This window comes from Kitasatospora sp. NPDC029312 (assembly GCF_055569215.1).
The window spans coordinates 1-21,042 of sequence record NZ_JBVHXY010000036.1 but is presented as its reverse complement, the minus strand read 5'-3'; the positions used below and the strand labels follow the sequence as shown (position 1 = coordinate 21,042).

Genomic DNA, 21,042 nt, shown 5'->3' with positions numbered 1-21,042 from the left:
CCGTAGGTCTACGTCACCGGGGCGGAGCGGATCGCGAGGCCGGGCCGGCGGCGGTGGACGGTGAGGTAGAGGAGGCCGTCCGAATCCGCGGCGAGGGCCCGGCGCGCGCCGTGTGGCAGCCAGGCCGTGGCACCCGGTGAGAGGGGCTGCCGGCCGTTGTCCGTCTCCAGGTGGCCGCTCCCGCCGAGCACCTGGACGAGGACGTCGAGGTCCGGTTCCACGTGTTCGGCGCCCTCGGCGTGCGGCGCCAGCCGGATGATGTTCGCGTCCAGCTGGCGCCCCTCCTCGGCGAGCCGCCACAGCGCCCCGCCCTGGTCGGCGGGCGTTTCGTGGAGCAGGGATTCCAGGTGGGTGAGCACACCGGGCCCGGGGTGGGGCGCCAACGCGGCCTCCTGCAGGCGAGTCGGGACGGGGGGACGGCGGGGGATCAACGGCGGGTTCGACCTGCGGATTCTACGGAACGGTACGCCTCCGCGGGTCAGTCGGCCGCGAGGAGCCGGGTGACGGCGGCGTCGAGGTCGAGGTGGTCGGACTCCGACCCGGCCGGCACCAGTGCGAAGCACTCCGAGAGGAACGCGGTGACGACGTCCTCCGGGGCGCTGAGGACGGCCGCGTTGCCGGTCGGCCCCCGCAGGGTGATCAGTACCTCGCCCTCCGGCCCGGGACGGACCTTCACGTCGCCGCTGCCGACGGGTCCGTGGCGGCCCTCCTTCAGCAGTTCCCGGCTGAAGTACCAGGACACCCGGGCGCCGTCGTCCGTGCACTGGCACGGGGACAGCGGGAACGCCAGGCAGGCCGCGTACGGAAGGCTCGTGTCGAAGCGCAGTTCCGCGTCGACCGGCACGTCGGGCAGCGCACTCTCCGGAAAGGTGACGGGCATCGGGCGGACCGTGGACGTCTGCATCGAATCGGCCTCCTGCGATCGCGACGGGTCGGCCCAGGGGCGGGCCGGCGCACCTGAGGGGTGCCTACCCGAAGGGCCCTCGGGCACCGCGTGGGGCCGCTATCTCCACAACCCCTTCGCACACCACCGTCCGCGCAGCCCGGTCAAGTGGCGTACGGGGAGGGAGCGGCGGGAGTGTCCCGGACCGCCGGCCCGGGTCAAGCCACCGCCGTCCGGTTCACCCGTGCGCGTGAAGCGACGGGCTGTCCCGGGGGCTCGGCCCGGTTGCGGCCGGGCGTGCGGCGAAGGAGAACGGAAGACGGCCCGTCCTCGCGCCGCGTCCTCGTCGAATCCCTCTCCGAACGGAGCCCGTCCGTGACCACCGCCCGGCCCCTCCAGGCAACCGCAGCGCTCCTGCTCTCCGTCGCCTCCGTCGTCCTCGCCGGCTGCTCGAGCTCCCCCTCCCGCACGCCCTCGGGCGGCACGACGACCGCGGTGCGGTCCCCGGCCGCCAGTTCCCCGCTGGTCAGCTCCCCGGCCGCCACCGCCTCGTCGCCCGCGCCCAGCAGCAGCGGCGCCCTCCAGGTCACGATCAAGAACTTCACGTTCGCGCCGGCGGACCTGACGGTGAGCCCTGGTCAGACCGTCACGGTCGTCAACCAGGACTCCGTGTCGCACACCCTCACCGCCTCCGACAAGTCCTTCGACACGGGGACGATCGCGGCCGGTTCCACCGGGACCTTCACCGCGCCCCAGTCGGGCACCCACCCGTACCTCTGCACCATCCACCCGTTCATGCACGGCACCTTGACGGTCGGCTGATCCGCTGCGGTCCCGTCCGGCGCGGTCCGGCGCGGTCCGGCGCGGCCCGGCGCGGCAGGGCGGGTGGCCGGGGGACGGGCTACTCCGGACGGTGCAGTGCGCAACCCCGAGCTCCGTGGCCGCCCGGCGAGCGGTCCGCGCTCGTCCGCGATCGCCACGCGCCCGACGGGCCGACAGCCGGGCCGGTCACTCAGACCTGACCCGAATGCTCCCACCCACGGGCGCCTCCCGGGGCGGCCGCCTCGGCCCTCCGGACCGGCGACCGGTCCGAACCGTTGCTATGACTTGATCCGAGCCCTTTCGTACCGTCCCGCCCCGAGACCCCGAGGAGGCGTCCTGATGGGTGCTGCAACGACCGACGGCGGCGCCGTGCCACCGACCGCCGCGAGGAGACCGCGCAGCGAGGAGGCCGTCACCCCTGCGCTGCCCGGTCCACCGCTCCCGGCGAGCCCCGCCGTCCCGGGAGGCGACGATGCGTGAACTGCCCGCGACGACGGCGGCCGGGGAGGAGGAGCGGGTGAGCGGCCTCCCCGAGGGGATCGAGCGCGGCTTCGCCGCCGCCCGGAAGATCGCCGACGCGGTGCTGCTGGAGGACTACGCGCTCCACCCGTACGGCGACTCGGCGGCCGGGAACGGGCTGCGCTGGCAGTTCGGCGTCCTGGTGCCGCCCGAGTACACCGCACAGGGCGGTGAGCACTCCCACCAGCGCACCGAGTGCGTGATGGAGGCGCGCCGCGACGACCGCTTGGCGGTCGAGCTGCGCTTCCTGCGCGTCCAGCGGCGGATCGTCGAACGGGCCGTCGAGACCGGTGGCGCGCTCCTCGACCGGGAAGCCCTCGACCGGGAACCCCTCGACCAAGATCTCACCGAGCGGGAACTCCTCGACCGGACCCTCGCCCACCGGGATCCGGCCGACCGGAATCCCGCCGACCGGGATCCCGTCGAGCAGGACGAGGGCGCCGAGGAGAGGATCGAACTCCTCCTGGACATCGACGAGTTGAACGGCGACGGCGTCCAGCGCGCGTTCCGGCTGCCGGGTGTCGGCAGGACGGAGCTGGTGCACCGCCAGGGCGCCACCGTCGGCCGGGTGGTGCGGCGGTGCGAACAGGTCGACGGCCTGGTGCGGTTGCGGGCCGAGGAACTGCCCGGCCCGTACCGGGCGCAGCGCCTGACGGTGGTGGTGGAGAACACCTCCGACTGGACGCCGTCCCGGCGGGCCGGGCGGGAGGAGGCGCTGCCGCGCTCGCTGGTCTCCGTCCATCTGCTGCTCGGCCTGCAGCACGGCCGGTTCCTGTCGGTCACCAACCCGCCCGAGTGGGCCCGCAAGGCCGTCGAGCGGTGCCGCAACGAGCGGACCTGGCCCGTCCTGGCCGGGCCGTTCGGCGGACACCAGATCATGCTGTCCTCGCCGATCGCCCTGGGGGACCACCCGCGGATCGCCCAGGAGAGCCTCGGCACCCGGTACGACGCCACCGGCATCGACGGCGTCCCGGGACTACGGACGGCCGCCCCGACGGACCGGGCGCGGCGGAAGGCCCGCCGCACCGGCGAAGGGGCCGTGACGGACCTCGCGGCCGCTGTGCCGCCCGAGGTGCTGGAACACCTGCACGGCGCCATCCGCGGACCGCGCGAGACCACCGGTGGCGCCGGCGACGAGGAGCAGCCCTGGTGGGCCCAGGACCACGACCCGGCGCAGAGGCCCTTCCGCCCCTTCCGGCCCTTCCAGTCATTCCAGCCGTACCAACCCGACGAGGCCACGCCGCTGGACGAGTCCTGAAGCGACCGAAGGCGCCAGGCTGGAGCTCGTGCCCCGAGACCGGGGACGAGACCAGGGCCGGGGTAGGAGCAGGGACCGGGCGGCACCGGCCGGAGCGGGCGACCACTCAGGAGGCAGGCATGAGCGAGGCCGTCGTCGTCGGTTCCGGACCCAACGGCCTGGCCGCCGCGGTCACGCTCGCCGGGCAGGGCCTCTCCGTCACGGTGCTGGAGGCAGCCGAGCGGATCGGCGGCGGTGCCCGCAGCGGCGAGGCCACCCTGCCGGGCCTGCTGCACGACCACTGCTCGGCGGTGCACCCCTTCGCCATGGCCTCCGCCCTGCTGTGCTCCGCCGAGCTCGCCCGGCACGGGCTGGAGTGGGTCTGGCCGGAGGTGGACCTGGCGCACCCGCTCGACGGCGGTGACGCGGCGGTGGCGGTGCGCTCGGTAGCGGAGACCGCCCGTGCGCTGGGGCCCGACGCGGCGGCCTGGGAACGGGTGTTCGGCCGGCTGGGCGCGGACTTCGACGCCCTGGCCGGGGACGCCCTGCGCCCGCTCCTGCGGATGCCCCGGCACCCGGTGACGCTCGGGCGGTTCGGTCTGAACGCCGTCCGGCCCGCCACGCTGCTCGCCCGCCGCTGGCACACCGACCGGGCCCGGGCCCTGTTCGCCGGCGCCGCCGCGCACGCCTTCCAGCCGCTGGACCGGCCGCTGACCTCGGCCGTCGGCCTGCTGCTGCTCGCGGCCGCGCACCACCGCGGCTGGCCGGTCGCCCGGGGCGGCTCCGGCCGGATCACCGCCGCCCTGGCGGCACGGCTGGTCGAACTCGGCGGACGCATCGAGACCGGGCAGCCGGTGCGCACCCTGGCCGAGCTGCGGCCGTACCGCGTCGTCCTGCTGGACCTCGCGCCGGGCGCGGCCGCGGACCTCTGCGGCGCGGAACTGCCCGCGCGGGTGCGCCGCGCCTACCGTCGCTGGCGGCACGGGCCGGCGGCGTTCCGGGTGGACTTCGCCGTGGCCGGCGGCGTCCCGTGGCGCCACCGCGACTGCCGCCGGGCCGGCACCCTCCACCTCGGCGGCACCCTGGAGGAGATCGCCCACGCCGAACGGGAGACGGCCCTCGGCCTGATGCCCGCGCGCCCCTTCGTGCTGGTGGCGCAGCAGTACCTCGCCGATCCCGGCCGTTCCCGCGGCGACGTGCACCCGGTGTACGCCTACGCCCACGTGCCGAACGGCTACCGGGGGGACGCCTCGGAGCCGATCCTCGCCCAGATCGAGCGGTTCGCGCCCGGCTTCCGGGAGCGCGTGCTCGCCACGGCCGTCACCCCGACCGGCCGACTGGCACGCGAGAACGCCAACTACGTCGGCGGCGACATCTCCACGGGCGCCAACACGGCGCTGCAGACCGTGCTGCGCCCGCGCGCCGCGATCGACCCGTACGCCACCGGGATCCCCGGTGTCTTCCTCTGCTCGGCGGCCACCCCGCCCGGCGCCGGGGTGCACGGCCTGTGCGGAGTCCTGGCCGCCCGTTCCGCGCTCCGCCACGCGGGCGTGCGACCGGCCTGACCGCCGGCAGGAGCCGGCCGGGCCGGTCGTACACCGGTCGGTCCCCCTCCCCGGCGCAGCCGCGGGTTCAGTCCCGGGAGGCCGCCCAGGCGACGGCGACCAGGCCCCCCAGCGCCAGCAGGACCACGCCGATCACGATGGCGGTCCAGCCGCCGCTGGTGAGGTTGTCCAACTGCTCCTGGTAGGTGGAGGAGTAGGGCTCGGGCATGCCTTCGGAGAAGGAGCCGGTGACGCGGGGGTGGCAGACGTCCTCGGGCGACATGGGCCGGCCGTAGCAGGTGGGCACCGCGGTGGTCAGTTTGTGGACGCCCATCAGGACCAGGCCTGCGCCCGCGGCGAGAAGTACGAGCACGATCAGCACGTCGACGGCCCCCCGTTTCCGCTGTCCCGCCCGGCCTGGGCGGCCGACGGGCGTTCATCCGCTCCGACGCGGGAGGCGCCCCGCGCGGTTGCGCCCCGGCCGAAGGGCGCCGGACGTCCGGCAGCGCGCCGACCGGTCCGCCGGCAGGGATCGATCGCGGCCGGTCCGCGACCCGGAGGGCGGGTCGCGGACCGGCCGCGAGAGGCTCAGCGCAGGCCGGCGAAGAGGTCGTTCTCCGGGACGGCCGCGCCGGTGGTGTCCTGGACGCGCACGAAGGTCTCCACGCCCATCAGCTCGGTGAACCGCTCCTTGCCCATCCGCAGGAAGAAGATGTTCTCGCCCTGGCTGGCGTGTGCGGCCAGGGCGTCGTACTTCTGGCCGCCGAACGCGGTGGTGTCCACCCAGGTGGTGACCTCCTCGTCGGGGAGGCCGATGTCGGGCATCACGTCGGATTCCGCCTGCTCCCCGCCCTCCGGCTCCTCCCAGTCCGCGCCGAACTCGCGCATGACCTCCCCGAAGCGCCGCATGGCCGAGCGCGGCACGGTCGTCCAGTACACCTTCGGCGTCGCCCCCGTCATCTCCAGCGCCGCCATGGTGATGCGGTGGGCCTGGATGTGGTCGGGGTGGCCGTAGAAGCCGTTCTCGTCGTAGGTCACGACCACGTCGGGCCGGTAGTGCCGGATCAGCTCGGCGAGGCGGGCGGCACCCTCCTCGACGGGCGTGCGCCAGAAGGAGCCGGGCGCGTCGTTGGTCGCCCAGCCCATCATCCCGGAGTCGGCGTAGTCCAACATCTCCAGGTGACCGACCTTCAGGACATCGCAACTGGCCCGGAGTTCCGCCCGGCGCAGCGCGGCGACGGCGGCCGGGTCGTGACCGGGTTCGCCCGGCTTGATGCCGCCCGGCCCGTCGCCACAGGCGCCGTCGGTACACGTGACGAGAACGGTACGGATGCCTTCGGCCGCGTACCGGGCCAGCACACCTCCTGTCCCGGTGGCCTCGTCATCGGGGTGGGCGTGCACCGCCATCAGCGTCAAGGGCCTGTCAACCATGGAAATCATCCTCCGGTCAGGAAAGTGCTCGGCCCGAGTCTGCGGCACGCGGCCCGCGGATAGCCAGCGGTATCGGAGTGCCGTGCCGTGACCACGGCGCCGGCAGGAGGCTCGTGCCGCGGCGACGCTGCCCCGCGGCCGGCCTCCTCCGGCGTCCCGGCCGTGGATCAGGCGGCCGGCCGGGCCTCGGGCAGCGACGGGATGTCGGCGACGCTGTCCAGGACATGGGTGTGCGGATGCCCGTCGAAGTCGGCGCGGGTCAGCTCCCCGGTCAGCACGCCGATGACCACGCCGGCACCGGCGTTGCTGCCCGCCTCGACGTCGACCACGGTGTCGCCGGCGGCCAGCACGCGCCGGGTGTCGATGACCCCGGTCTTCTCCATCGCCCGGTGGATCATGTGCGGGGCCGGACGCCCGCGCGGGACCTCGTCCGAGGTGACCACCGCGTCGAGGTTGCCGCCCTCACCGGTGGACCAGCCGAGCGACTCCAGCAGCGGGTACGCGACGTCGTCGCTGAAGCCGGTGGTCAAGGCCACCTTGATGCCGCGCCGGCGCAACTCGGCCAGGGCCTCCTCGACACCGGGGATGGCCTGCGGGGGAGTGGTCCGGTACGCCTCGCGCAGGAATTCCCGGAAGGCCGCGTAGCCCTCCTCCACGAGCTCCGGGGTCGGGGTGCCGCCGCCGAGGCGGACCAGGGCGGCGATGGCCTCGCGCTTGTCGGTGCCCATCCAGGTCTGGAGGTCGGCCTCGGCGACCGGCACCCCGGTGCGCTCGACGGCGGTGCGCAGGGCCCGGTAGACCGCGCCGGCCTCGTTGATGGTGGTACCGGCCATGTCCAGGGCGGCGAGCTCGATCACGTGTCAGTCCTCGTCGGTGTGGTAACGGCCGATGACGGTGGGGCCGTTGATGGCGTTCTCGATGGTGAAGGTGGCCATGGCGGGCAGGTAGCGGTCGTCCGCGTCCTCCAGCGGCAGGCCCCGGCTCGACGCGGTGAGCCGCCGTACGCGCAGCAGCGGCGCGCCGACGGTGACGCGCAGCGGCTCGGCGTCGCCCGGCTCGGCGGCGACCGCGTCGATGGTGTGCCGGGCGTGGTGCAGGTCGACGCCGCGGCGCAGCAGCTCCTCGTAGACGGACCCGGTGTCCGGGTCGAAGTCGAACAGGATGCGGCCGACGTCGTGGACGAAGGTGGAGCGCTCCAGCATGGCCGGTACGCCGTCCAGCAGCCGCAGCCGGACCAGTTCGACGACCGGTTCGCCCTCGGCGAGGCCGAGCCGGGCCGCCGCCTCCGGGGTCGCCCGGCGGCGGGCCACCTCGAGGGTCGTCTGCCCGGGCTCGCGGCCGATGGTGCGGGCCCACTGGGTGAAGGACAGGAAGGTGCCGAACGGCTGGGAGGGTGCCGCGCGGCGGGCGACCGGCGGCTTCCCGCGCCCGCCGACCAGACTGCCCTCGCGGCGCAGCATGGCCAGGGCCTGGCGGACCGGGCCCCGGGAGGTGCCGAACTCGGCGCAGAGCTGCGACTCGCTGGGCACCGGCTCGCCCTCGGGCCACTCGCCGGCCTCGATGCGGCGCTGGAACTCGGCGCCGAGCCGTTGGTGGAGAGGAAGCTCGTCACTTGTCTTCACAAGATGACTATGACACTCGCGGGCAGTACTTCTCAAGGCAGGTCCGCCGACGCGTTTGCGCAGAGAGTCCCAGGGAATCGATGGTCGTCGCAGAGATGAAGTAAGCGATAACCTGTACATACAGCCGTTGACACGGGCGCCGACCAGCCGGAAACCTGGAGCCATGAGCAGCAGCACACCCACCCCCGCCCCCGCCGTCTCCCGCACCTGCGCCGCCGGCACCCCCGGCCGCAGCGACGTGGTGATCGTCGGCGCCGGCATCATCGGCCTGGCCCACGCCTTCGAGGCGCTGAGCAACGGACTGTCCGTCACCGTCGTCGAGCGCGATCGGCAACCGGTCGGCGCCTCGGTCCGCAACTTCGGCCACTGCTGCATCAGCGCCCAGGACGGCGAACTGCTCGCCCTCGCCCAGCGGTCCCGGCCCGGCTGGCTGCGCGCCGCCGAGGCCGCCGGCTTCTGGGCCGAGGAGGCCGGCACCCTGGTGGTCGCCCGGTCGGCGACCGAGGCGGCCGTGCTGGAGGAACTGCGCGCCGAGCGCGGCGGCGACGCCGTTCAGCTGCGCACCGCCGCCGAGACGGCCGCGCTGCTCGGGCGCGCGGACGGCGGAGCCGGTGGCGACGGTGTTGCCGGCAGGGCGGACGGCGCCGGCGGGGCCGGCGACCTGGTGGGCGGCGCGCTGCTGCCCGCCGACCTGCGGGTGAACCCGCGCGAGGCGGCGCCCGGCCTGGCCCGCTGGGTGGTGGAGCAGCCGCAGGGCCGGGTCCTGTGGGGCACCGCCGTTACCGGTGTGGAGCCCGGCACGGTGCACACCACCCGCGGGCCGGTCCACGGTGACCGGATCCTGATCTGCGTCGGCCATGACCTGGACTACCTGTTCCCCGACATCGCCGAGGACCACGGCGTCCAGCGCTGCCGCCTCACCATGGCGCGAGCCGCCGCGCCGGCGGGCTTCCGTACCCACGCCGCGGTGCTGACCGCCACCTCGATGCTCCGCTACGACGCCTTCACCGGCCGCCCGTCGGCCGCCCGGCTGCGGGAGGAGGTGCGCGGCCACAGCGCGGAGCTGCTGGAGATCGGCGCCAACGTGATGTTCACCGGGCTCCCGGACGGCACCGTGCTGGTCGGCGACTCGCACCACTACGACGCCACCACCCCGCCGTTCGTCGACGAGCGCACGGCCGAGCTGTTGATCGAGGCCGTCGCCGCGGTCCTGGGCGTCGAGCGCCTGCGAATCCTCGAGCGCTGGCAGGGCGTGTACGCCAGCAGTGCGCGCGGCCCGCTGCTGGTGCGCGACCTGGCGCCGGGGGTGCGGGCGCTCTCCGTCACCTCGGGCATCGGCATGACCCTCTCCTTCGGGCTCGCGGCCGCCACCTTTGACGGCACCCTCGCCCCGACCGCCTGAGCCGAGGCCGCCACTTTGCGTACCGGAGCGGACGCTCTGCGTGAGAGGATCTGCGGGGTCAGTGTGACCCGAACGCAGAGGAGAAGACATGGCGGAGCGTCAGTTCGGCACCGTGAAGTGGTTCAACGACGAGAAGGGTTTCGGCTTCATCAGCCCGGAGTCCGGCCCCGACCTGTTCGTGCACTTCCGCGCGATCGAGGGGAGCGGCTTCAAATCCCTGGTGGAGGGCCAGAAGGTCAGCTTCGAAGCGGTTCAGGGCCCGAAGGGGATGCAGGCGGACCGGGTCCGGCTCGAGTCGTAGTGGTGGCGTGGCCGGCCCGGATATCCTGCGAGGCATGATCAACTCGTATGAGGGGCTCGACGATTCCGGAGTCGCGATGGCGGCGGTCCGGGCCGGCGCGGACGTGGTGCGGGAGCTGTACGGCCGGCGGCTCGCCCGGATCGACAAGGGGGCCGGGGATTTCGCGACCACGGCCGACATCGAGGCCGAGCGGGCCATTCTGGACGTCATCCGTGCCGCCCGGCCCGCTGACGCCGTGCTGGGCGAGGAGGGCGGGCAGCAGGGGGCGGCGCGGGCCGCCCGCCAGTGGTTGGTGGATCCGCTGTGCGGCACCCTCAACTACGCCGTCGGCACCAAGGTGGTGGCCGTCAACGTGGCGCTGCACGGCGGGGCGGCGGCGGTGGCCGATCCGTTCGGCGGCGAGGTGTTCGTCACCGACGGAGACACCGCCTGGCTCCGGAGCGACGGCGCCGACGCCCGGCTGGAGCCCACGGTCGCCAGTCGGCTCGTCGACGTCAACCTGGACCCGCCCTTCCCCAACGCCCGGACCTTCCGGGCGGTGGAGCTGCTGGCCGACCCCGGGTTCACGGCCGGGTTCCGGCCGCGGGTCGTCTCCTCGTCGCTCGCACTGGCCTGGGTCGCGGCGGGCAGGCGCGCCGCGTACGTCACCGACGGCGGGGACCTGTCCGGGAGCGTGCACTTCGCCGCCGGCATCGCCCTGTGCCGGGCGGCCGGCTGCGTCATTACCGGAATCGACGGCGGTCCGGTCGACGGGGCGGGCGGCGGGCTCGTGGCGGCGGCCGACGGCGAGACCCACGAACAGCTGATGTCGCTGATCCGGGGCTGACCAGCGGCCGCCGGGGCCCTTCGACGGCGTGGGCCCGCTCGGCCGAAGGGGCCCGCTCGGCGGAAGGGCCCCGCGGCCCGTCGTCACTCCGCCGCCACGGCCGTCAGAAGGCCGAGTGGGCGAACCAGTGCGCCAGCAGCTCCTCGTCCCCGGAGCGCTCCACGCGCTCGGAGGTGCGGTCGAGCCGCCCGTACAGCAGGAGCAGCAGGTCGGCGGCGGTGGCCCGGACGGTGGCGTCGGCCCTCGCGTCGGCGCCGTCCGGGTCGAGGCCGAAGCCGTCGGCGCGCAGGCGCACCAGCCAGTCGCCGCCGCCGTCCACGGAGGCGAACCGGATGGTGCGGTCGTCGCCGCGCAGTTCGGCGGTGCCGGGTGCGAAGAAGGCGGCGAAGGGCAGGTTGGTGAGGAACTCGGCGACGCCGTCGGCCGCCAGCGCCGGTTCGACGGCGGGCTCGAGACCGAGCGCGAGCTCCGCGTCGACGCGGTGGACGAGGGTCTCGAACAGCATCCGGCGCACCCAGAACCGGGCGTGCTGGTCCGCTCCCCAGGCCCACATCGGGGCGTCGAGGTCGGTCCGGGCGAACGTCGCGGCGGCCTCCTCGGCGGCCTGGGCCAGCCAGGACGGGTAATCCTCGGGCCGTTCGGGCAGTCGCAGGTCTACGTCGCGGCTGCGCGGCGGTTCCTGGATCCGCTGCTGGAGCAGGACGGTGAACCAGCGCTGCACGCTGCCGGCGTGGCGGACGAGGTCGGCGAGAGTCCAGCCGGGGCAGCTGGGCACCGGGAGGGCGGTGTCGGCCTGCCGGACGGCGGCGACGAAGCGGGCGGTCTCGGCGGCTACGGCCGCGCCGTGGTCGAGCGGGGTCATGAACGTGGGCTCCGGGGGTGCGGGTCTCGCGGCGCTTCGGAAGGGCCTGGGCGGCCGATGTTTCAGGTCATGAAGTACCTGTCGAGGACGCACGCTAGGCCTGAAAGGTTGAGGTTGTCAAGCATCTCCGTGGCGGCCGGTTTCCCGGGCGTGCCGTGTTTCGGACGCCGCCCAGCGGACAGCCGCGCCTCGGGGGCCCTCGCCACCGAGGTAGCCGCCAGGAGGAGTGTCGTGGCCGCGAGGAAACCGCCCCGCCGGCTCCCCGCCGACCGGGACTCCGTCACCGGGCCACCGCCCGGCCCGTTCACCGTGGACGTGTCACCGTGGGCCGGGGGGACCGTCCTCGCCCTCCGCGGCGAACTCGACCTCGACTCGGTCGCGGAGCTGCGGGCGGCCCTCGACCCCGCACTGGAAGCGCCCGGAACCATCGTGGTGGTCGACTGTGCGGGGCTGGACTTCTGCGACTCCACCGGGCTCAACGCCCTGCTGCGCGCCCAGGCCCGGGCGGTGGCCGACGGCAGCCGGATCGAACTGGCCCGCCCGCGGCCGCTGGTCCTGCGGATGCTCGAACTCACCGGCGCCACCGAGGCCTTCCGGATCCGGGACACCCTGCCCGACTGACACCTCCGCGCCCCGGCGGCGCGCCGAACGCCGTCGCACGCCCCGGCGTGCGGTGGCACAGTAGGAGCAGGGCGGTCCCGAGCCGCCCATGGCGTCGGCGCGACCCAAGCGCGTACGCCGTCCGTGACGGATCCGGGCAGTGGGACAGGATGGACGAGTACCCCGCGTCCGGCGTGTCGGCGGCCGACCCGGCCGAGCAGGCGCTGCGGCAGTTGCTCGCCGGACTGACGGCCGTGCGCGACGGGCACTTCCGCACCCGACTCACCCCCGACCGGCCGGGAGTGCTCGGGGAGATCGCCGAGGTCTTCAACGGGATGGCCGACCAGCTGGCCCGGGTCACCGACGAGGTGACCAGGGTGGCCCGCGAGGTCGGTACGGAGGGGCGGCTCGGCGGCCAGGCCACGGTCGAGGGCGCCGCCGGCACGTGGCGCGACCTGGTCGACTCGGTGAACTCCATGGCGGGCAACCTCACCAGCCAGGTGCGCAACATCTCCCAGGTCGCCACCGCCGTCGCCGAGGGCGACCTCACCCAGAAGATCCGGGTGGACGCGCGCGGGGAGATCCTCGAGCTCAAGACGACCATCAACACCATGGTCGACCAGCTCTCGGCCTTCGCCGACGAGGCGACCAGGGTGGCCCGCGAGGTCGGCACGGCCGGGAACCTCGGCGGCCAGGCCACCGTCCAGGGCGTCTCCGGCACCTGGAGGGACCTCACCGACAACGTCAACGTGATGGCCTCCAACCTCACCGGCCAGGTCCGCTCGATCTCCGAGGTGGCGACGGCGGTGGCCCGGGGAGACCTCTCCCGGAAGATCACCGTGGAGGCCGAAGGCGAGGTGGCGGCCCTCGCCGACGCGATCAACACCATGGTCGACACACTGTCGGCCTTCGCCGACGAGGTGACCAGGGTGGCCCGCGAGGTCGGCACCGAGGGCATCCTCGGCGGCCAGGCCCGGGTGCCGAACGTCGCCGGGACGTGGAAGGACCTCACCGACAACGTCAACTTCATGGCGCACAACCTGACCAGCCAGGTCCGCAACATCGCCCAGGTGACCACCGCCGTCGCCGACGGCGACCTCACCCGCAAGATCGACGTGGACGCGCGCGGCGAGATCCTGGAGCTCAAGACCACCATCAACACCATGGTCGACCAGCTGAGTTCCTTCGCCGCAGAGGTCACCCGGGTCGCCCTGGAGGTCGGCAGCGAGGGGCGCCTCGGCGGCCAGGCCCGGGTCGAGGGCGTCTCCGGCACCTGGAAGCGGTTGACCGAGAACGTCAACGAGCTGGCCGGCAACCTCACCCGGCAGGTCCGGGCGATCGCCGAGGTCACCAGCGCCGTCGCGGCCGGCGACCTCACCCGCTCGATCACCGTGGACGCCTCCGGCGAGGTCGCCGACCTCAAGGACAACATCAACGCCATGGTCGAGTCCTTGCGCGAGACCACCCGCGCCAACCAGGAACAGGACTGGCTGAAGACCAACCTGGCCCGGTTCTCCGCCGCGATCCAGGGCCGCCGGGACATCCAGGCCGTCGCGGAGATGATCACCGGCGAGCTGACCCCGCTGGTCGGAGCCCAGTACGGCGCGTTCTTCCTGGCCGAGGAGGGCGCGGACGGCGCCGAGCTGGCCCTGGTCAGCGCCTACGGCCACCCGCCCGGGCCGAAGCGGCGGCTGCGGCTGGGGGAGTCCCTGGTCGGCCAGGCCGCCCGCAGCCGGCGGATCATCACCGTCGACGACCTGCCGCCCGGCTACGCCGTGATCGACACCGGCGTCGGATCCGCCGACGCCCGCTCGCTCGTCGTCCTGCCCGTCGTCCTGGAGGAATGGCTGCTCGGCGTCATGGAGTTCGCCTCCGTCCACCCGTTCACCCAGGTCCACCGTGACTTCCTGGAGCGGTTCGCGGTGACCTGCGGCGTCAACCTCGCCAGCCTGCTCGCCAACGCCCGCACCGACGAACTGCTCGCCGAGTCCCGCCGACTCACCGCCGAACTCCAGGAGCGGTCGGAGGAGTTGCAGGAAGGACAGCAGGAACTGCGGCGATCCAACGCCGAACTGGAGGAGAAGGCCGCCCTACTGGCCCAGCGCAACCGGGACATCGAGGCCAAGAACCTGGAGATCGAGCAGGCCCGCCAGGAACTGGAGGAACGCGCCCGGCAGTTGAGCCTCGCCTCGACGTACAAGTCCGAGTTCCTGGCCAACATGAGCCATGAACTGCGCACTCCGCTCAACAGCCTGCTCGTCCTCGCCCAACTGCTCGCCCAGAATCCCGGCGGCAACCTCACCCCGAAACAGGTCGAGTACGCGGGCGTCATCCACTCCGCCGGCGCCGACCTGCTCCAGCTCATCAACGACATCCTCGACCTGTCCAAGGTCGAGGCCGGGAAGATGGAGGTGGCCCCCGAGCCCTTCCCCGTGCGCGAGCTGCTGGAGTACGTCGAATCCGCCTTCGGGCCGCTCGCCGACCAGAAGGGCCTCGCCTTCCCGGTGGTCGTCGACCGGGCCGCCCCGGAGCGGATCGTCACCGACCCGGCCCGACTGCGCCAAGTGCTGCGCAACCTGCTCTCCAACGCGGTCAAGTTCACCGACACCGGGCGGATCGAGCTGCGGGTCGAACACGTCGAACCCCCGGACCTGCCGCCCGAACTCGGCCGGGCGGCCGCGGCGATCGCCTTCCACGTCGAGGACACCGGCATCGGCATCGAACCCGGCCAACTGGACACCATCTTCGGCGCCTTCCAGCAGGCCGACGGATCCACCGCGCGGCGCTACGGCGGCACCGGCCTCGGCCTGTCGATCAGCCGGGAACTCGCCCGGCTGCTCGGCGGCTCCCTCACCGTCCGCTCCACCGTGGGGCAGGGCAGCCGCTTCACGCTCCACCTGCCGCTCAGCGGGCCGGAACACCCGGACGACACCACCGAGGCCGAGCCCGCCGTCCTCGTCGTCGAACCCGGCGCGCCCGGCCTGCTGACCCTGCTCGCCCGCGCCGCCGCCGACGCCCCGGGCGGCCCCCTCCCCGCGGCGCGGGTGAGCGGCGCCGGGGACGCCGCGCAACTACGCGCCGCGCTCGCGCAGGGCCCGTACCGCTGCGCCGTGCTCGACCTGGCGGGCTCCGCGGACCTGGCGCCCGTCCTGCTGGCCGGGCTGGCGGACGGCACCCCGGTGCTCGGGTACCGGACCGACCGCGCCCTCGACCCGATCGACGGCGTGGAGACCACCAGGGGCCTGGACGACCTGCGCGAGCGTGTCGTCCGACTGCTGGGCGGCGGGCGCGGCGAGCCCGATCCGGTCACCACCCCGGGCGCCGGGACACTCGCCGGGCGGACGGCGCTGATCGTCGACGACGACGTCCGCAACGTCTTCGCCCTCGCCGAGGCCCTGGAGCAGCACGGCCTGAACGTGCTCCACGCCGCCGACGGCGACGCCGGGCTCGACCTGCTGCGGGCCCATCCGGAGACCGACCTCGTCCTGATGGACGTGATGATGCCCGGCCTCGACGGCTACGCCGCGATCGCCGCGATCCGCGCCGACGAGCGCTTCGCCCGCCTGCCGGTCATCGCCGTCACCGCCAAGGCCATGCCCGGGGACCAGGCCAAGAGCCTCGCCGCCGGCGCCGACGACCACATCACCAAGCCGGTCGACACCGCCCACCTGCTCGACCGGATGCGCCACTGGCTGGACGCTCCCTGACCTCCCTGACCACCTGACCAGACTGACCAGCCCCGAGGGCCGCCGCCCGGGCCCCAAGCCCCCGCTGCCCCGGCCCCCGCCCGGCCCGGCCCGGACGAAGGCGGCGGCCTGGGCCAGTACCTGCTCGACCGGCTCGGCCTGCACTGGGGCTGGCGCCCGCCGGGGCCGGGCAGGACCGTCTGGTGCGAACTCGGCCTGCGGTAGACGTCCCGCGGATCCCGTTCGGCCGGGCCGCGACGCCGACCCCCCGTTTCGGCCGACGGACCACGGGCAGGCGGGTTGGGACGGAGGGGCCGGACGACACCGGGCACTTGGTCGGGTCCGTCGGCCGAGCCCGGACGCGTCGGAGGAGACATGGTCGGAGGAGACATGAAGGACGCCCTCGCCGAGTACCACCGGCGCCGCGACTTCGCCCGGACCGCCGAACCCGAGGGCGGCCGCACCGGGCCGTCCGAGGACCGCCCGTCGTTCGTCGTGCAGCTCCACGACGCGACGGCAATGCACTTCGACTTCCGGCTGGAGGTCGACGGCGTGCTCAAGTCCTGGGCCGTCCCCAAAGGCCCGTCCCGCAACCCGCACGACAAGCGCCTCGCCATGCCCACCGAGGACCACCCACTGGAGTACCGCGACTTCGAGGGCGTCATCGCCGAAGGCGGCTACGGCGCCGGCACCGTGATCGTCTGGGACGAGGGCACCTACCGCAACCTGTCCACCGACCGCGCCGGACACGGCCTCCCGCTCGCCGAGGCCCTGGAGCGCGGCCATGCCTCCTTCCACCTGTACGGACACAAGCTGCACGGCGGCTACTCCCTCACCCGGTTCCGCCACGGCGCCGGTGAGCGGGAGGCCTGGCTGCTGGTCAAGCACGCCGGCTCCGGTACCTCGGCCGACGGCACGACCGACCCGGCCCGGGCGCGCTCGGTGCGGACCGGGCACACCCTCCGGCAGACCCGCGATGCCGCCTGAGCCCGCCACGGTCGGTGCGGCCGAGAGACGAGGAGTCCGCGATGACCACCAGGCAACTGCGCGCCGGCGGCCGGACCGTCGAGCTCCACCGCGCCGACAAGGTGCTGTTCCCCGAGGACGGCATCACCAAGGCCGAACTCGCCGACCACTACCGGGCGGTGGCCCCTCGGCTACTGCCGCAGCTGCGCGGCCGGCCGCTGATGCTGGAGCGTCACCCCGACGGCATCGGCGGCTCCGGCTTCATGCAGAAGGACGTCCCCGAGTACTTCCCCGGCTGGGTGCACCGGGTCGAACTCCCCAAGGCGGGCGGCACGGTGACGTACCCGCTGTGCGACGACACCGCCACCCTGCTCTACCTCGCCGACCAGGCCTGCATCACCCCGCACCGGTTCCTCTCCCGCGCCGACCGGCCCGACCACCCCGACCGGCTGGTCTTCGACCTCGACCCGCCCGGCGCGGAGTTCACCCCGGTCCGGGAGGCGGCGCTGCTGCTGCGCGAACTCCTGGACGAACTCCGGCTGCCGTCCGCCGTCATGACCACCGGCTCCCGTGGCCTGCACGTCCTGGTGCCGCTGGACCGCCGTGCCGACTTCGACGAGGTCCGCGCCTTCGCCCGCGACGTGGCCGACCTGCTGGTCGCCCGCCACCCCGACCGGCTCACCACCGAGGCCAGGAAACGCGCCCGGGGCGGCCGGCTCTACCTGGACCTCCAGCGCAACGCCTACGCCCAGACCGCGGTCGCCCCCTACGCCGTACGGGCCCTGCCGGGCGCCCCCGTCGCCGCCCCGGTCAGCTGGGAAGACGTGGCCGACCCGGGCCTCACCCCGCAGCGCTGGACCCTCGCCACCGTCGACCGGCTCCTCAAGGCCGATCCGTGGCGGGACGCCCCGAACCGGGGCCGATCCCTCAATCCCGCCCGACGCCGGCTCGCCGCGCTCCGGGAGTGACCGGGCCGCGGAGCCGCCCGGCGCCGGCCGGCGCGCGGACGCGCCTACCCGGGTGGGTCCGCGGCAACGCCGAGCCGCAGCCGTACCGCGAGCTGCGGCCCCTGCTGCCGGCGGTCCTCCTCACGCACCGGGCAGAGGCCGGCGAGCGTCCGCAGCATCGCCTCGACGTTCTCCGGAGCGCCGAGCAACTCCGCGGTGATCTCGCCCGCCGGCACGGCCCGGCGCGCCGGCGGCGTGGGGTGGTGCACGTCGAAGGCCTGCGAGGAGCTCACCGCCGGGCCCGGCCCGCGGATCGGCGAGGCACCGCCGGGCCAGGGCTCGGCCACCGTCCAGGTGCTCTCCGAGGTTAGCGTGGGCGGTACGTCCCACGGGTTCCCGATCCGGGTCCGCCCGCGGCCGGTGTGCGTCGGGAAGACGGCCTCGAGCAGGTCCAGAACGGCGTCCGCCACCTCCGGATCGCCGTCCCCCAGACGCACCAGCACATGGCCGACGGAAAGCGGCAAGCCCATCGGTTCCTCCGCGGTCGTTCCGAGCCGTTCCCAGCCCCTGCAGGCTGTTCCAAGACCAGGTACGCACGGTGAACGCGGCGCCGCATCCCCGGGCGGCTCGCGGTGCGCACCACGACGCCCGCCCACCGTGCGGGAACGAAATGCGGTCCGATTTGCGCGAATGGCCGAACCGCGACCGGGTACCCCAAGGCGTGAACGACCCGCTCCGGTTATGGAGGCTGAGATGTCCAGACCTCCGCTGGCCCTGATGGCCGCGCCCCCGGATGCGGCGGTGGGATTCGCCGTACGGCTGGGGCGCGGACCCGGGCAGATCGCCACCGCGCGTGTCGTCACCCGCCGTGCACTGGCCGTCACCGGTTACGCCGGCGACCCCGAACTCCTGAACGACGTCCTGCTGGTCGTCTCCGAACTCGTCACCAACGTCCTCCGGCACACCCGGGCACGGCCTCTGCTCGTGCTCCGCGCCCAGGACGGACGGGTGCGCGTGGAGGTCCGCGACGACGATCCCCGGCTGCCCGTCCCGCGCCTCCCGGAACCCGGCGAGCCGGGAGGCCGCGGGCTGCGCCTGGTCGCCTCCGTGGCCGACCGCCACGGGGCCCACCCGCTCGCCGGCGGCGGCAAGACGGTCTGGGCCGTCGTCGGCCGCCGGCACCCGCGCGGCGCGCATTTCGTCCGCGGGCCGTAACCGCTGCCGCCACCGAGGCCGCGCCGCTCGTCCGCCGGACTTCCGGCGCGGAGCGCGGGCCCGTGGACCCGCGCTCCGACTCGGTCTCGTCAGCCGTGGGTCACGCACTTGCCGGCGCTGTTCGACCACAGGCCCTGGAGGTCGAAGGTGCCGGTGCTCAGGGTGACGTAGGCGTCGAGGTTCTCGCACTCGTCGCCGATCTCGCCCCCGCCGCCGTTCCACCCGATGCTCGGCCAGAAGTCGGTGACCGTCTCGGCGTACTCGTGGGTCTCGGTGGACTCGATGCCGGAGAGCAGGCGGCCGTCGGTGAGGGTGGTGCAGGCACCGGCGCCGTTGTCCGGGATGTACGGCAGGTTGGTGTACGCGAGCGTGCCGTAGGCACTGCTGGTCTTGTCGTGCCAGGCGCAGAAGCCGGTGTTGGGGAAGCCGTCCGGGTGGGTGCCGGTCGCGGAGACGACGACGTACTGGGCGTTCAGGTTGGGCGCCTGGGTGGTGTTGCCGAAGTGGGCGGCGGCCTTGCCGGCCTCGGCGGCGATCTGGGTGCTGGTCGCGCTTCCGGGAGCGGCGGCGGCGTTGTCGAACCAGACACCTGCCAGCGGGGAGGAGCCCGGGTGCTGGACGTGGACGCCCGAGGTGCCGCAGGTGGTGGTGCCCTTGGCGACACCTTCGCAGTACTGGTCGAGGACGGTGCCCCAGGTGTCCTGGCTGCCGTAGAGGCCGTTGAACATCTTCTGCATGTCGGGGGCGACCCCGGCCGGGTCGGACGACCACTGGGAGCCCCAGAAGACCAGGTACACCTTCGGGGTGGGGGAGACCACGCCCTGGGAGGCGTTGGAGCGGACGGAGAGGGTGTTCCGCGTGGTCGCGGCCGCCCGCTGGGCGGTGCCGGGGTGGAGCGGCTTGACTCCGGAGTGGGCGGGCGCCGGGGCGGGTTGCGCCGAGGCGCCGGTGGCCAGCGTGGTGGTGCCGAAAGCGGCCAGGGCCAGCGCGGTGAGGGTGTGGGCGGCGGCCTTGAACGGCTTGCGCATGCGTCTGCTCCCGAGTGTGAGGGTGGTGGGAGGGTCGATCCGTGGGGGGTTCGTCCGTGCGTTCGTTGGAGCGCCGACACCACACCAGGCGGGCGGGCGGTCGGTCCAGACGTGCGGACACGACGAAGCGAAGCCTTTGCCGTGGTCATACCAAGTCCTTGACGGGAAGCGGGAGCGGGCCTTCCAAGCGCAGGGCGCTACCATGCGCAGCGAAACGTTCCGGCCAATCGAACGGGGAATCTGATGGCAGGTCAGTGGCGGGAGCTGGGCACGCCCGGCGGGATCGAGGCGTACGTGCACCGCCCGGCGGGCGAGGCGCGCGGCGCGGTGGTGGTCTGCTCCGAGCTGTACGGGGTCAACGCGTACCTCCGCGGCGTGTGCGCCGAGTTGGCGGGCCTCGGGTACGCGGCGGTGGCGCCGGACTTCTACTGGCGCAACGCCCGCCGCACCGAACTGGGCTACAGCGCCGAGGAGCGCGAGGCGGGCCTGGAGCTGATGCGCGCCCTGGACCGCGACGAACTGGTCGCCGACGCCGCCGAGGCGCTGGCCGCGGCCCGGGCCCTGGCCGGCGGCCACGGGGTGGCGTTCGTCGGAACGAGCATGGGTGGCCACATCGCCGTACGGGCGGCCACCGAGCTGCGCTTCGAGCTGGCCGCCGTGTTCTACCCGGGCTGGCTGCTCAACTCCGGCTTCCCGCTGGTCGGTCCGGTGCCGCCGCTGGAGACGGCCGAGCGCATCGCCGCCAACGGCGTGTACCTGCTGGGCTTCTGCGGCGAGCTGGACCACATCCTCCCCCAGGAGGAGTGGCAGGAGGCCGGACGGCGGCTGACGGCGGCCGAGGTCGGCCACGAGCTGATCACGTACCCGGGCGCCCGCCACGGCTTCGCGGCCGACCGCCCCACGGACCACGACGCCGACGCGACGGCCGACGCCTGGCGACGCGTGCACGAGGCGCTGGCCAAGCACCTGTAGCCGGGCGGTCGGACGACGGGCGAGCAGCCCGCCGAGCAGCCCGCCCCGCCCGGTAGCCGGCGGAGGGGGGGGGGGGGGGGGGGGGCGGGGGGTGGGGGGGGGGGGTGGGGGGGGGGATGGGGGGGGGGGGGGGGGGGGGGTGGGGGGGGGGGAGGAGGCGCCGGAGCAGAGGGGTGGGG

At 74.2% G+C, this 21,042-nt stretch carries 21 protein-coding genes; 12 read left to right on the top strand and 9 right to left on the bottom strand.

Going from position 1 to position 21,042, the window contains the following annotated elements:
• Nucleotides 1–8: 8 nt before the first annotated feature.
• Together ACZ4WV_RS26005 and ACZ4WV_RS26000 are read right to left on the bottom strand one after the other, a co-directional pair.
• Nucleotides 9–383, bottom strand: a complete 375-nt coding sequence (locus ACZ4WV_RS26005) for a cupin domain-containing protein (protein WP_465750701.1) — start codon at nt 381–383, stop codon at nt 9–11.
• A 95-nt stretch (nt 384–478) separates the two neighbouring features.
• Nucleotides 479–904: an SsgA family sporulation/cell division regulator gene (locus ACZ4WV_RS26000; protein WP_465750699.1), complete on the bottom strand. Its 426-nt coding sequence runs from the start codon at nt 902–904 to the stop codon at nt 479–481.
• 354 nt (nt 905–1,258) lie between these two features.
• Here ACZ4WV_RS26000 and ACZ4WV_RS25995 point away from each other — a divergent pair, with 354 nt between their 5' ends.
• The 3 genes from ACZ4WV_RS25995 to ACZ4WV_RS25985 all read left to right on the top strand — a co-directional run bounded on the left by ACZ4WV_RS25995 (nt 1,259) and on the right by ACZ4WV_RS25985 (nt 5,026).
• Nucleotides 1,259–1,705, top strand: coding sequence for a cupredoxin domain-containing protein (locus ACZ4WV_RS25995; protein WP_465750697.1), 447 nt, complete (start codon nt 1,259–1,261; stop codon nt 1,703–1,705).
• A 472-nt stretch (nt 1,706–2,177) separates the two neighbouring features.
• Nucleotides 2,178–3,482 carry a hypothetical protein gene (locus tag ACZ4WV_RS25990; RefSeq protein ID WP_465750695.1) on the top strand — a complete coding sequence of 435 codons (1,305 nt, stop codon included), beginning with the start codon at nt 2,178–2,180 and terminating at the stop codon, nt 3,480–3,482.
• Nucleotides 3,483–3,601: 119 nt separating this feature from the next.
• Nucleotides 3,602–5,026, top strand: coding sequence for a phytoene desaturase family protein (locus ACZ4WV_RS25985; RefSeq protein ID WP_465750693.1), 1,425 nt, complete (start codon nt 3,602–3,604; stop codon nt 5,024–5,026).
• Nucleotides 5,027–5,093: 67 nt separating this feature from the next.
• Here ACZ4WV_RS25985 and ACZ4WV_RS25980 read toward each other — a convergent pair whose 3' ends face one another.
• The 4 genes from ACZ4WV_RS25980 to ACZ4WV_RS25965 form a co-directional block, all read right to left on the bottom strand.
• Nucleotides 5,094–5,387: a hypothetical protein gene (locus tag ACZ4WV_RS25980; protein WP_465750692.1), complete on the bottom strand. Its 294-nt coding sequence runs from the start codon at nt 5,385–5,387 to the stop codon at nt 5,094–5,096.
• A gap of 206 nt (nt 5,388–5,593) precedes the next feature.
• The gene (locus ACZ4WV_RS25975) at nt 5,594–6,436 is read right to left on the bottom strand and encodes a PIG-L family deacetylase (protein ID WP_465750690.1); all 843 of its coding nucleotides are present in this window, start codon (nt 6,434–6,436) and stop codon (nt 5,594–5,596) included.
• 167 nt (nt 6,437–6,603) lie between these two features.
• Nucleotides 6,604–7,293: a phosphonatase-like hydrolase gene (locus ACZ4WV_RS25970; RefSeq protein WP_465750688.1), complete on the bottom strand. Its 690-nt coding sequence runs from the start codon at nt 7,291–7,293 to the stop codon at nt 6,604–6,606.
• A gap of 3 nt (nt 7,294–7,296) precedes the next feature.
• A complete protein-coding gene (locus ACZ4WV_RS25965) occupies nt 7,297–8,058 on the bottom strand; it encodes a GntR family transcriptional regulator (RefSeq protein ID WP_465750686.1) in 762 nt (253 codons plus the stop codon).
• Nucleotides 8,059–8,221: 163 nt separating this feature from the next.
• On the opposite strand from ACZ4WV_RS25965, the gene ACZ4WV_RS25960 reads away from it, so the two are divergent.
• The 3 genes from ACZ4WV_RS25960 to ACZ4WV_RS25950 all read left to right on the top strand — a co-directional run bounded on the left by ACZ4WV_RS25960 (nt 8,222) and on the right by ACZ4WV_RS25950 (nt 10,587).
• Nucleotides 8,222–9,460: a TIGR03364 family FAD-dependent oxidoreductase gene (locus tag ACZ4WV_RS25960; RefSeq protein ID WP_465750684.1), complete on the top strand. Its 1,239-nt coding sequence runs from the start codon at nt 8,222–8,224 to the stop codon at nt 9,458–9,460.
• Nucleotides 9,461–9,548: 88 nt separating this feature from the next.
• Nucleotides 9,549–9,761, top strand: a complete 213-nt coding sequence (locus ACZ4WV_RS25955) for a cold-shock protein (RefSeq protein WP_465750682.1) — start codon at nt 9,549–9,551, stop codon at nt 9,759–9,761.
• Nucleotides 9,762–9,795: 34 nt separating this feature from the next.
• Entirely contained in the window at nt 9,796–10,587 is a 792-nt protein-coding gene (locus ACZ4WV_RS25950) for an inositol monophosphatase family protein (RefSeq protein WP_465750680.1), read from the top strand.
• 103 nt (nt 10,588–10,690) lie between these two features.
• On the opposite strand, the gene ACZ4WV_RS25945 is transcribed toward ACZ4WV_RS25950, so the two are convergent.
• Nucleotides 10,691–11,449, bottom strand: a complete 759-nt coding sequence (locus tag ACZ4WV_RS25945; RefSeq protein WP_465750678.1) for a maleylpyruvate isomerase family mycothiol-dependent enzyme — start codon at nt 11,447–11,449, stop codon at nt 10,691–10,693.
• A 231-nt stretch (nt 11,450–11,680) separates the two neighbouring features.
• Between ACZ4WV_RS25945 and ACZ4WV_RS25940 the strand changes: the two genes are divergently transcribed.
• The 4 genes from ACZ4WV_RS25940 to ligD all read left to right on the top strand — a co-directional run bounded on the left by ACZ4WV_RS25940 (nt 11,681) and on the right by ligD (nt 17,669).
• Nucleotides 11,681–12,070 (top strand): STAS domain-containing protein, encoded by a 390-nt coding sequence (locus tag ACZ4WV_RS25940; protein ID WP_465750676.1) that lies wholly within the window; start codon nt 11,681–11,683, stop codon nt 12,068–12,070.
• Nucleotides 12,071–12,219: 149 nt separating this feature from the next.
• Nucleotides 12,220–15,756, top strand: a complete 3,537-nt coding sequence (locus tag ACZ4WV_RS25935) for a HAMP domain-containing protein (RefSeq protein WP_465750674.1) — start codon at nt 12,220–12,222, stop codon at nt 15,754–15,756.
• Between the two features lie 354 nt (nt 15,757–16,110).
• Nucleotides 16,111–16,722 (top strand): DNA polymerase ligase N-terminal domain-containing protein, encoded by a 612-nt coding sequence (locus tag ACZ4WV_RS25930; RefSeq protein WP_465750672.1) that lies wholly within the window; start codon nt 16,111–16,113, stop codon nt 16,720–16,722.
• 41 nt (nt 16,723–16,763) lie between these two features.
• On the top strand, nt 16,764–17,669 hold the full coding sequence (gene ligD / locus ACZ4WV_RS25925; protein ID WP_465750671.1) for a non-homologous end-joining DNA ligase: 906 nt from the start codon (nt 16,764–16,766) through the stop codon (nt 17,667–17,669).
• A 44-nt stretch (nt 17,670–17,713) separates the two neighbouring features.
• Here the strand turns inward: ligD and ACZ4WV_RS25920 are convergent, their stop codons facing one another.
• Nucleotides 17,714–18,178 (bottom strand): hypothetical protein, encoded by a 465-nt coding sequence (locus ACZ4WV_RS25920; RefSeq protein ID WP_465750669.1) that lies wholly within the window; start codon nt 18,176–18,178, stop codon nt 17,714–17,716.
• A gap of 223 nt (nt 18,179–18,401) precedes the next feature.
• Here ACZ4WV_RS25920 and ACZ4WV_RS25915 point away from each other — a divergent pair, with 223 nt between their 5' ends.
• Nucleotides 18,402–18,863, top strand: coding sequence for an ATP-binding protein (locus ACZ4WV_RS25915; protein WP_465750667.1), 462 nt, complete (start codon nt 18,402–18,404; stop codon nt 18,861–18,863).
• An 89-nt stretch (nt 18,864–18,952) separates the two neighbouring features.
• Here ACZ4WV_RS25915 and ACZ4WV_RS25910 read toward each other — a convergent pair whose 3' ends face one another.
• Nucleotides 18,953–19,891, bottom strand: a complete 939-nt coding sequence (locus ACZ4WV_RS25910) for a hypothetical protein (protein WP_465750665.1) — start codon at nt 19,889–19,891, stop codon at nt 18,953–18,955.
• Between the two features lie 243 nt (nt 19,892–20,134).
• On the opposite strand from ACZ4WV_RS25910, the gene ACZ4WV_RS25905 reads away from it, so the two are divergent.
• Nucleotides 20,135–20,863, top strand: coding sequence for a dienelactone hydrolase family protein (locus tag ACZ4WV_RS25905; protein ID WP_465750663.1), 729 nt, complete (start codon nt 20,135–20,137; stop codon nt 20,861–20,863).
• Nucleotides 20,864–21,042 lie beyond the last annotated feature (179 nt).

Excerpts from the sequence above, each read along its gene's own strand:
- ACZ4WV_RS25975 (WP_465750690.1), bottom strand. The coding sequence starts at position 6,436 with ATGGTTGACAGGCCCTTGACGCTGATGGCGGTGCACGCCCACCCCGAT.
- ACZ4WV_RS25945 (WP_465750678.1), bottom strand. The coding sequence starts at position 11,449 with ATGACCCCGCTCGACCACGGCGCGGCCGTAGCCGCCGAGACCGCCCGC.
- ACZ4WV_RS25960 (WP_465750684.1), top strand. The coding sequence starts at position 8,222 with ATGAGCAGCAGCACACCCACCCCCGCCCCCGCCGTCTCCCGCACCTGC.
- ACZ4WV_RS26000 (WP_465750699.1), bottom strand. The coding sequence starts at position 904 with ATGCAGACGTCCACGGTCCGCCCGATGCCCGTCACCTTTCCGGAGAGT.
- ACZ4WV_RS25905 (WP_465750663.1), top strand. The coding sequence starts at position 20,135 with ATGGCAGGTCAGTGGCGGGAGCTGGGCACGCCCGGCGGGATCGAGGCG.
- ACZ4WV_RS25915 (WP_465750667.1), top strand. The coding sequence starts at position 18,402 with ATGTCCAGACCTCCGCTGGCCCTGATGGCCGCGCCCCCGGATGCGGCG.
- ACZ4WV_RS25910 (WP_465750665.1), bottom strand. The coding sequence starts at position 19,891 with ATGCGCAAGCCGTTCAAGGCCGCCGCCCACACCCTCACCGCGCTGGCC.
- ligD (WP_465750671.1), top strand. The coding sequence starts at position 16,764 with ATGACCACCAGGCAACTGCGCGCCGGCGGCCGGACCGTCGAGCTCCAC.
- ACZ4WV_RS25990 (WP_465750695.1), top strand. The coding sequence starts at position 2,178 with ATGCGTGAACTGCCCGCGACGACGGCGGCCGGGGAGGAGGAGCGGGTG.
- ACZ4WV_RS25985 (WP_465750693.1), top strand. The coding sequence starts at position 3,602 with ATGAGCGAGGCCGTCGTCGTCGGTTCCGGACCCAACGGCCTGGCCGCC.
- ACZ4WV_RS25955 (WP_465750682.1), top strand. The coding sequence starts at position 9,549 with ATGGCGGAGCGTCAGTTCGGCACCGTGAAGTGGTTCAACGACGAGAAG.
- ACZ4WV_RS25935 (WP_465750674.1), top strand. The coding sequence starts at position 12,220 with ATGGACGAGTACCCCGCGTCCGGCGTGTCGGCGGCCGACCCGGCCGAG.
- ACZ4WV_RS25920 (WP_465750669.1), bottom strand. The coding sequence starts at position 18,178 with ATGGGCTTGCCGCTTTCCGTCGGCCATGTGCTGGTGCGTCTGGGGGAC.
- ACZ4WV_RS25930 (WP_465750672.1), top strand. The coding sequence starts at position 16,111 with ATGGTCGGAGGAGACATGAAGGACGCCCTCGCCGAGTACCACCGGCGC.
- ACZ4WV_RS25950 (WP_465750680.1), top strand. The coding sequence starts at position 9,796 with ATGATCAACTCGTATGAGGGGCTCGACGATTCCGGAGTCGCGATGGCG.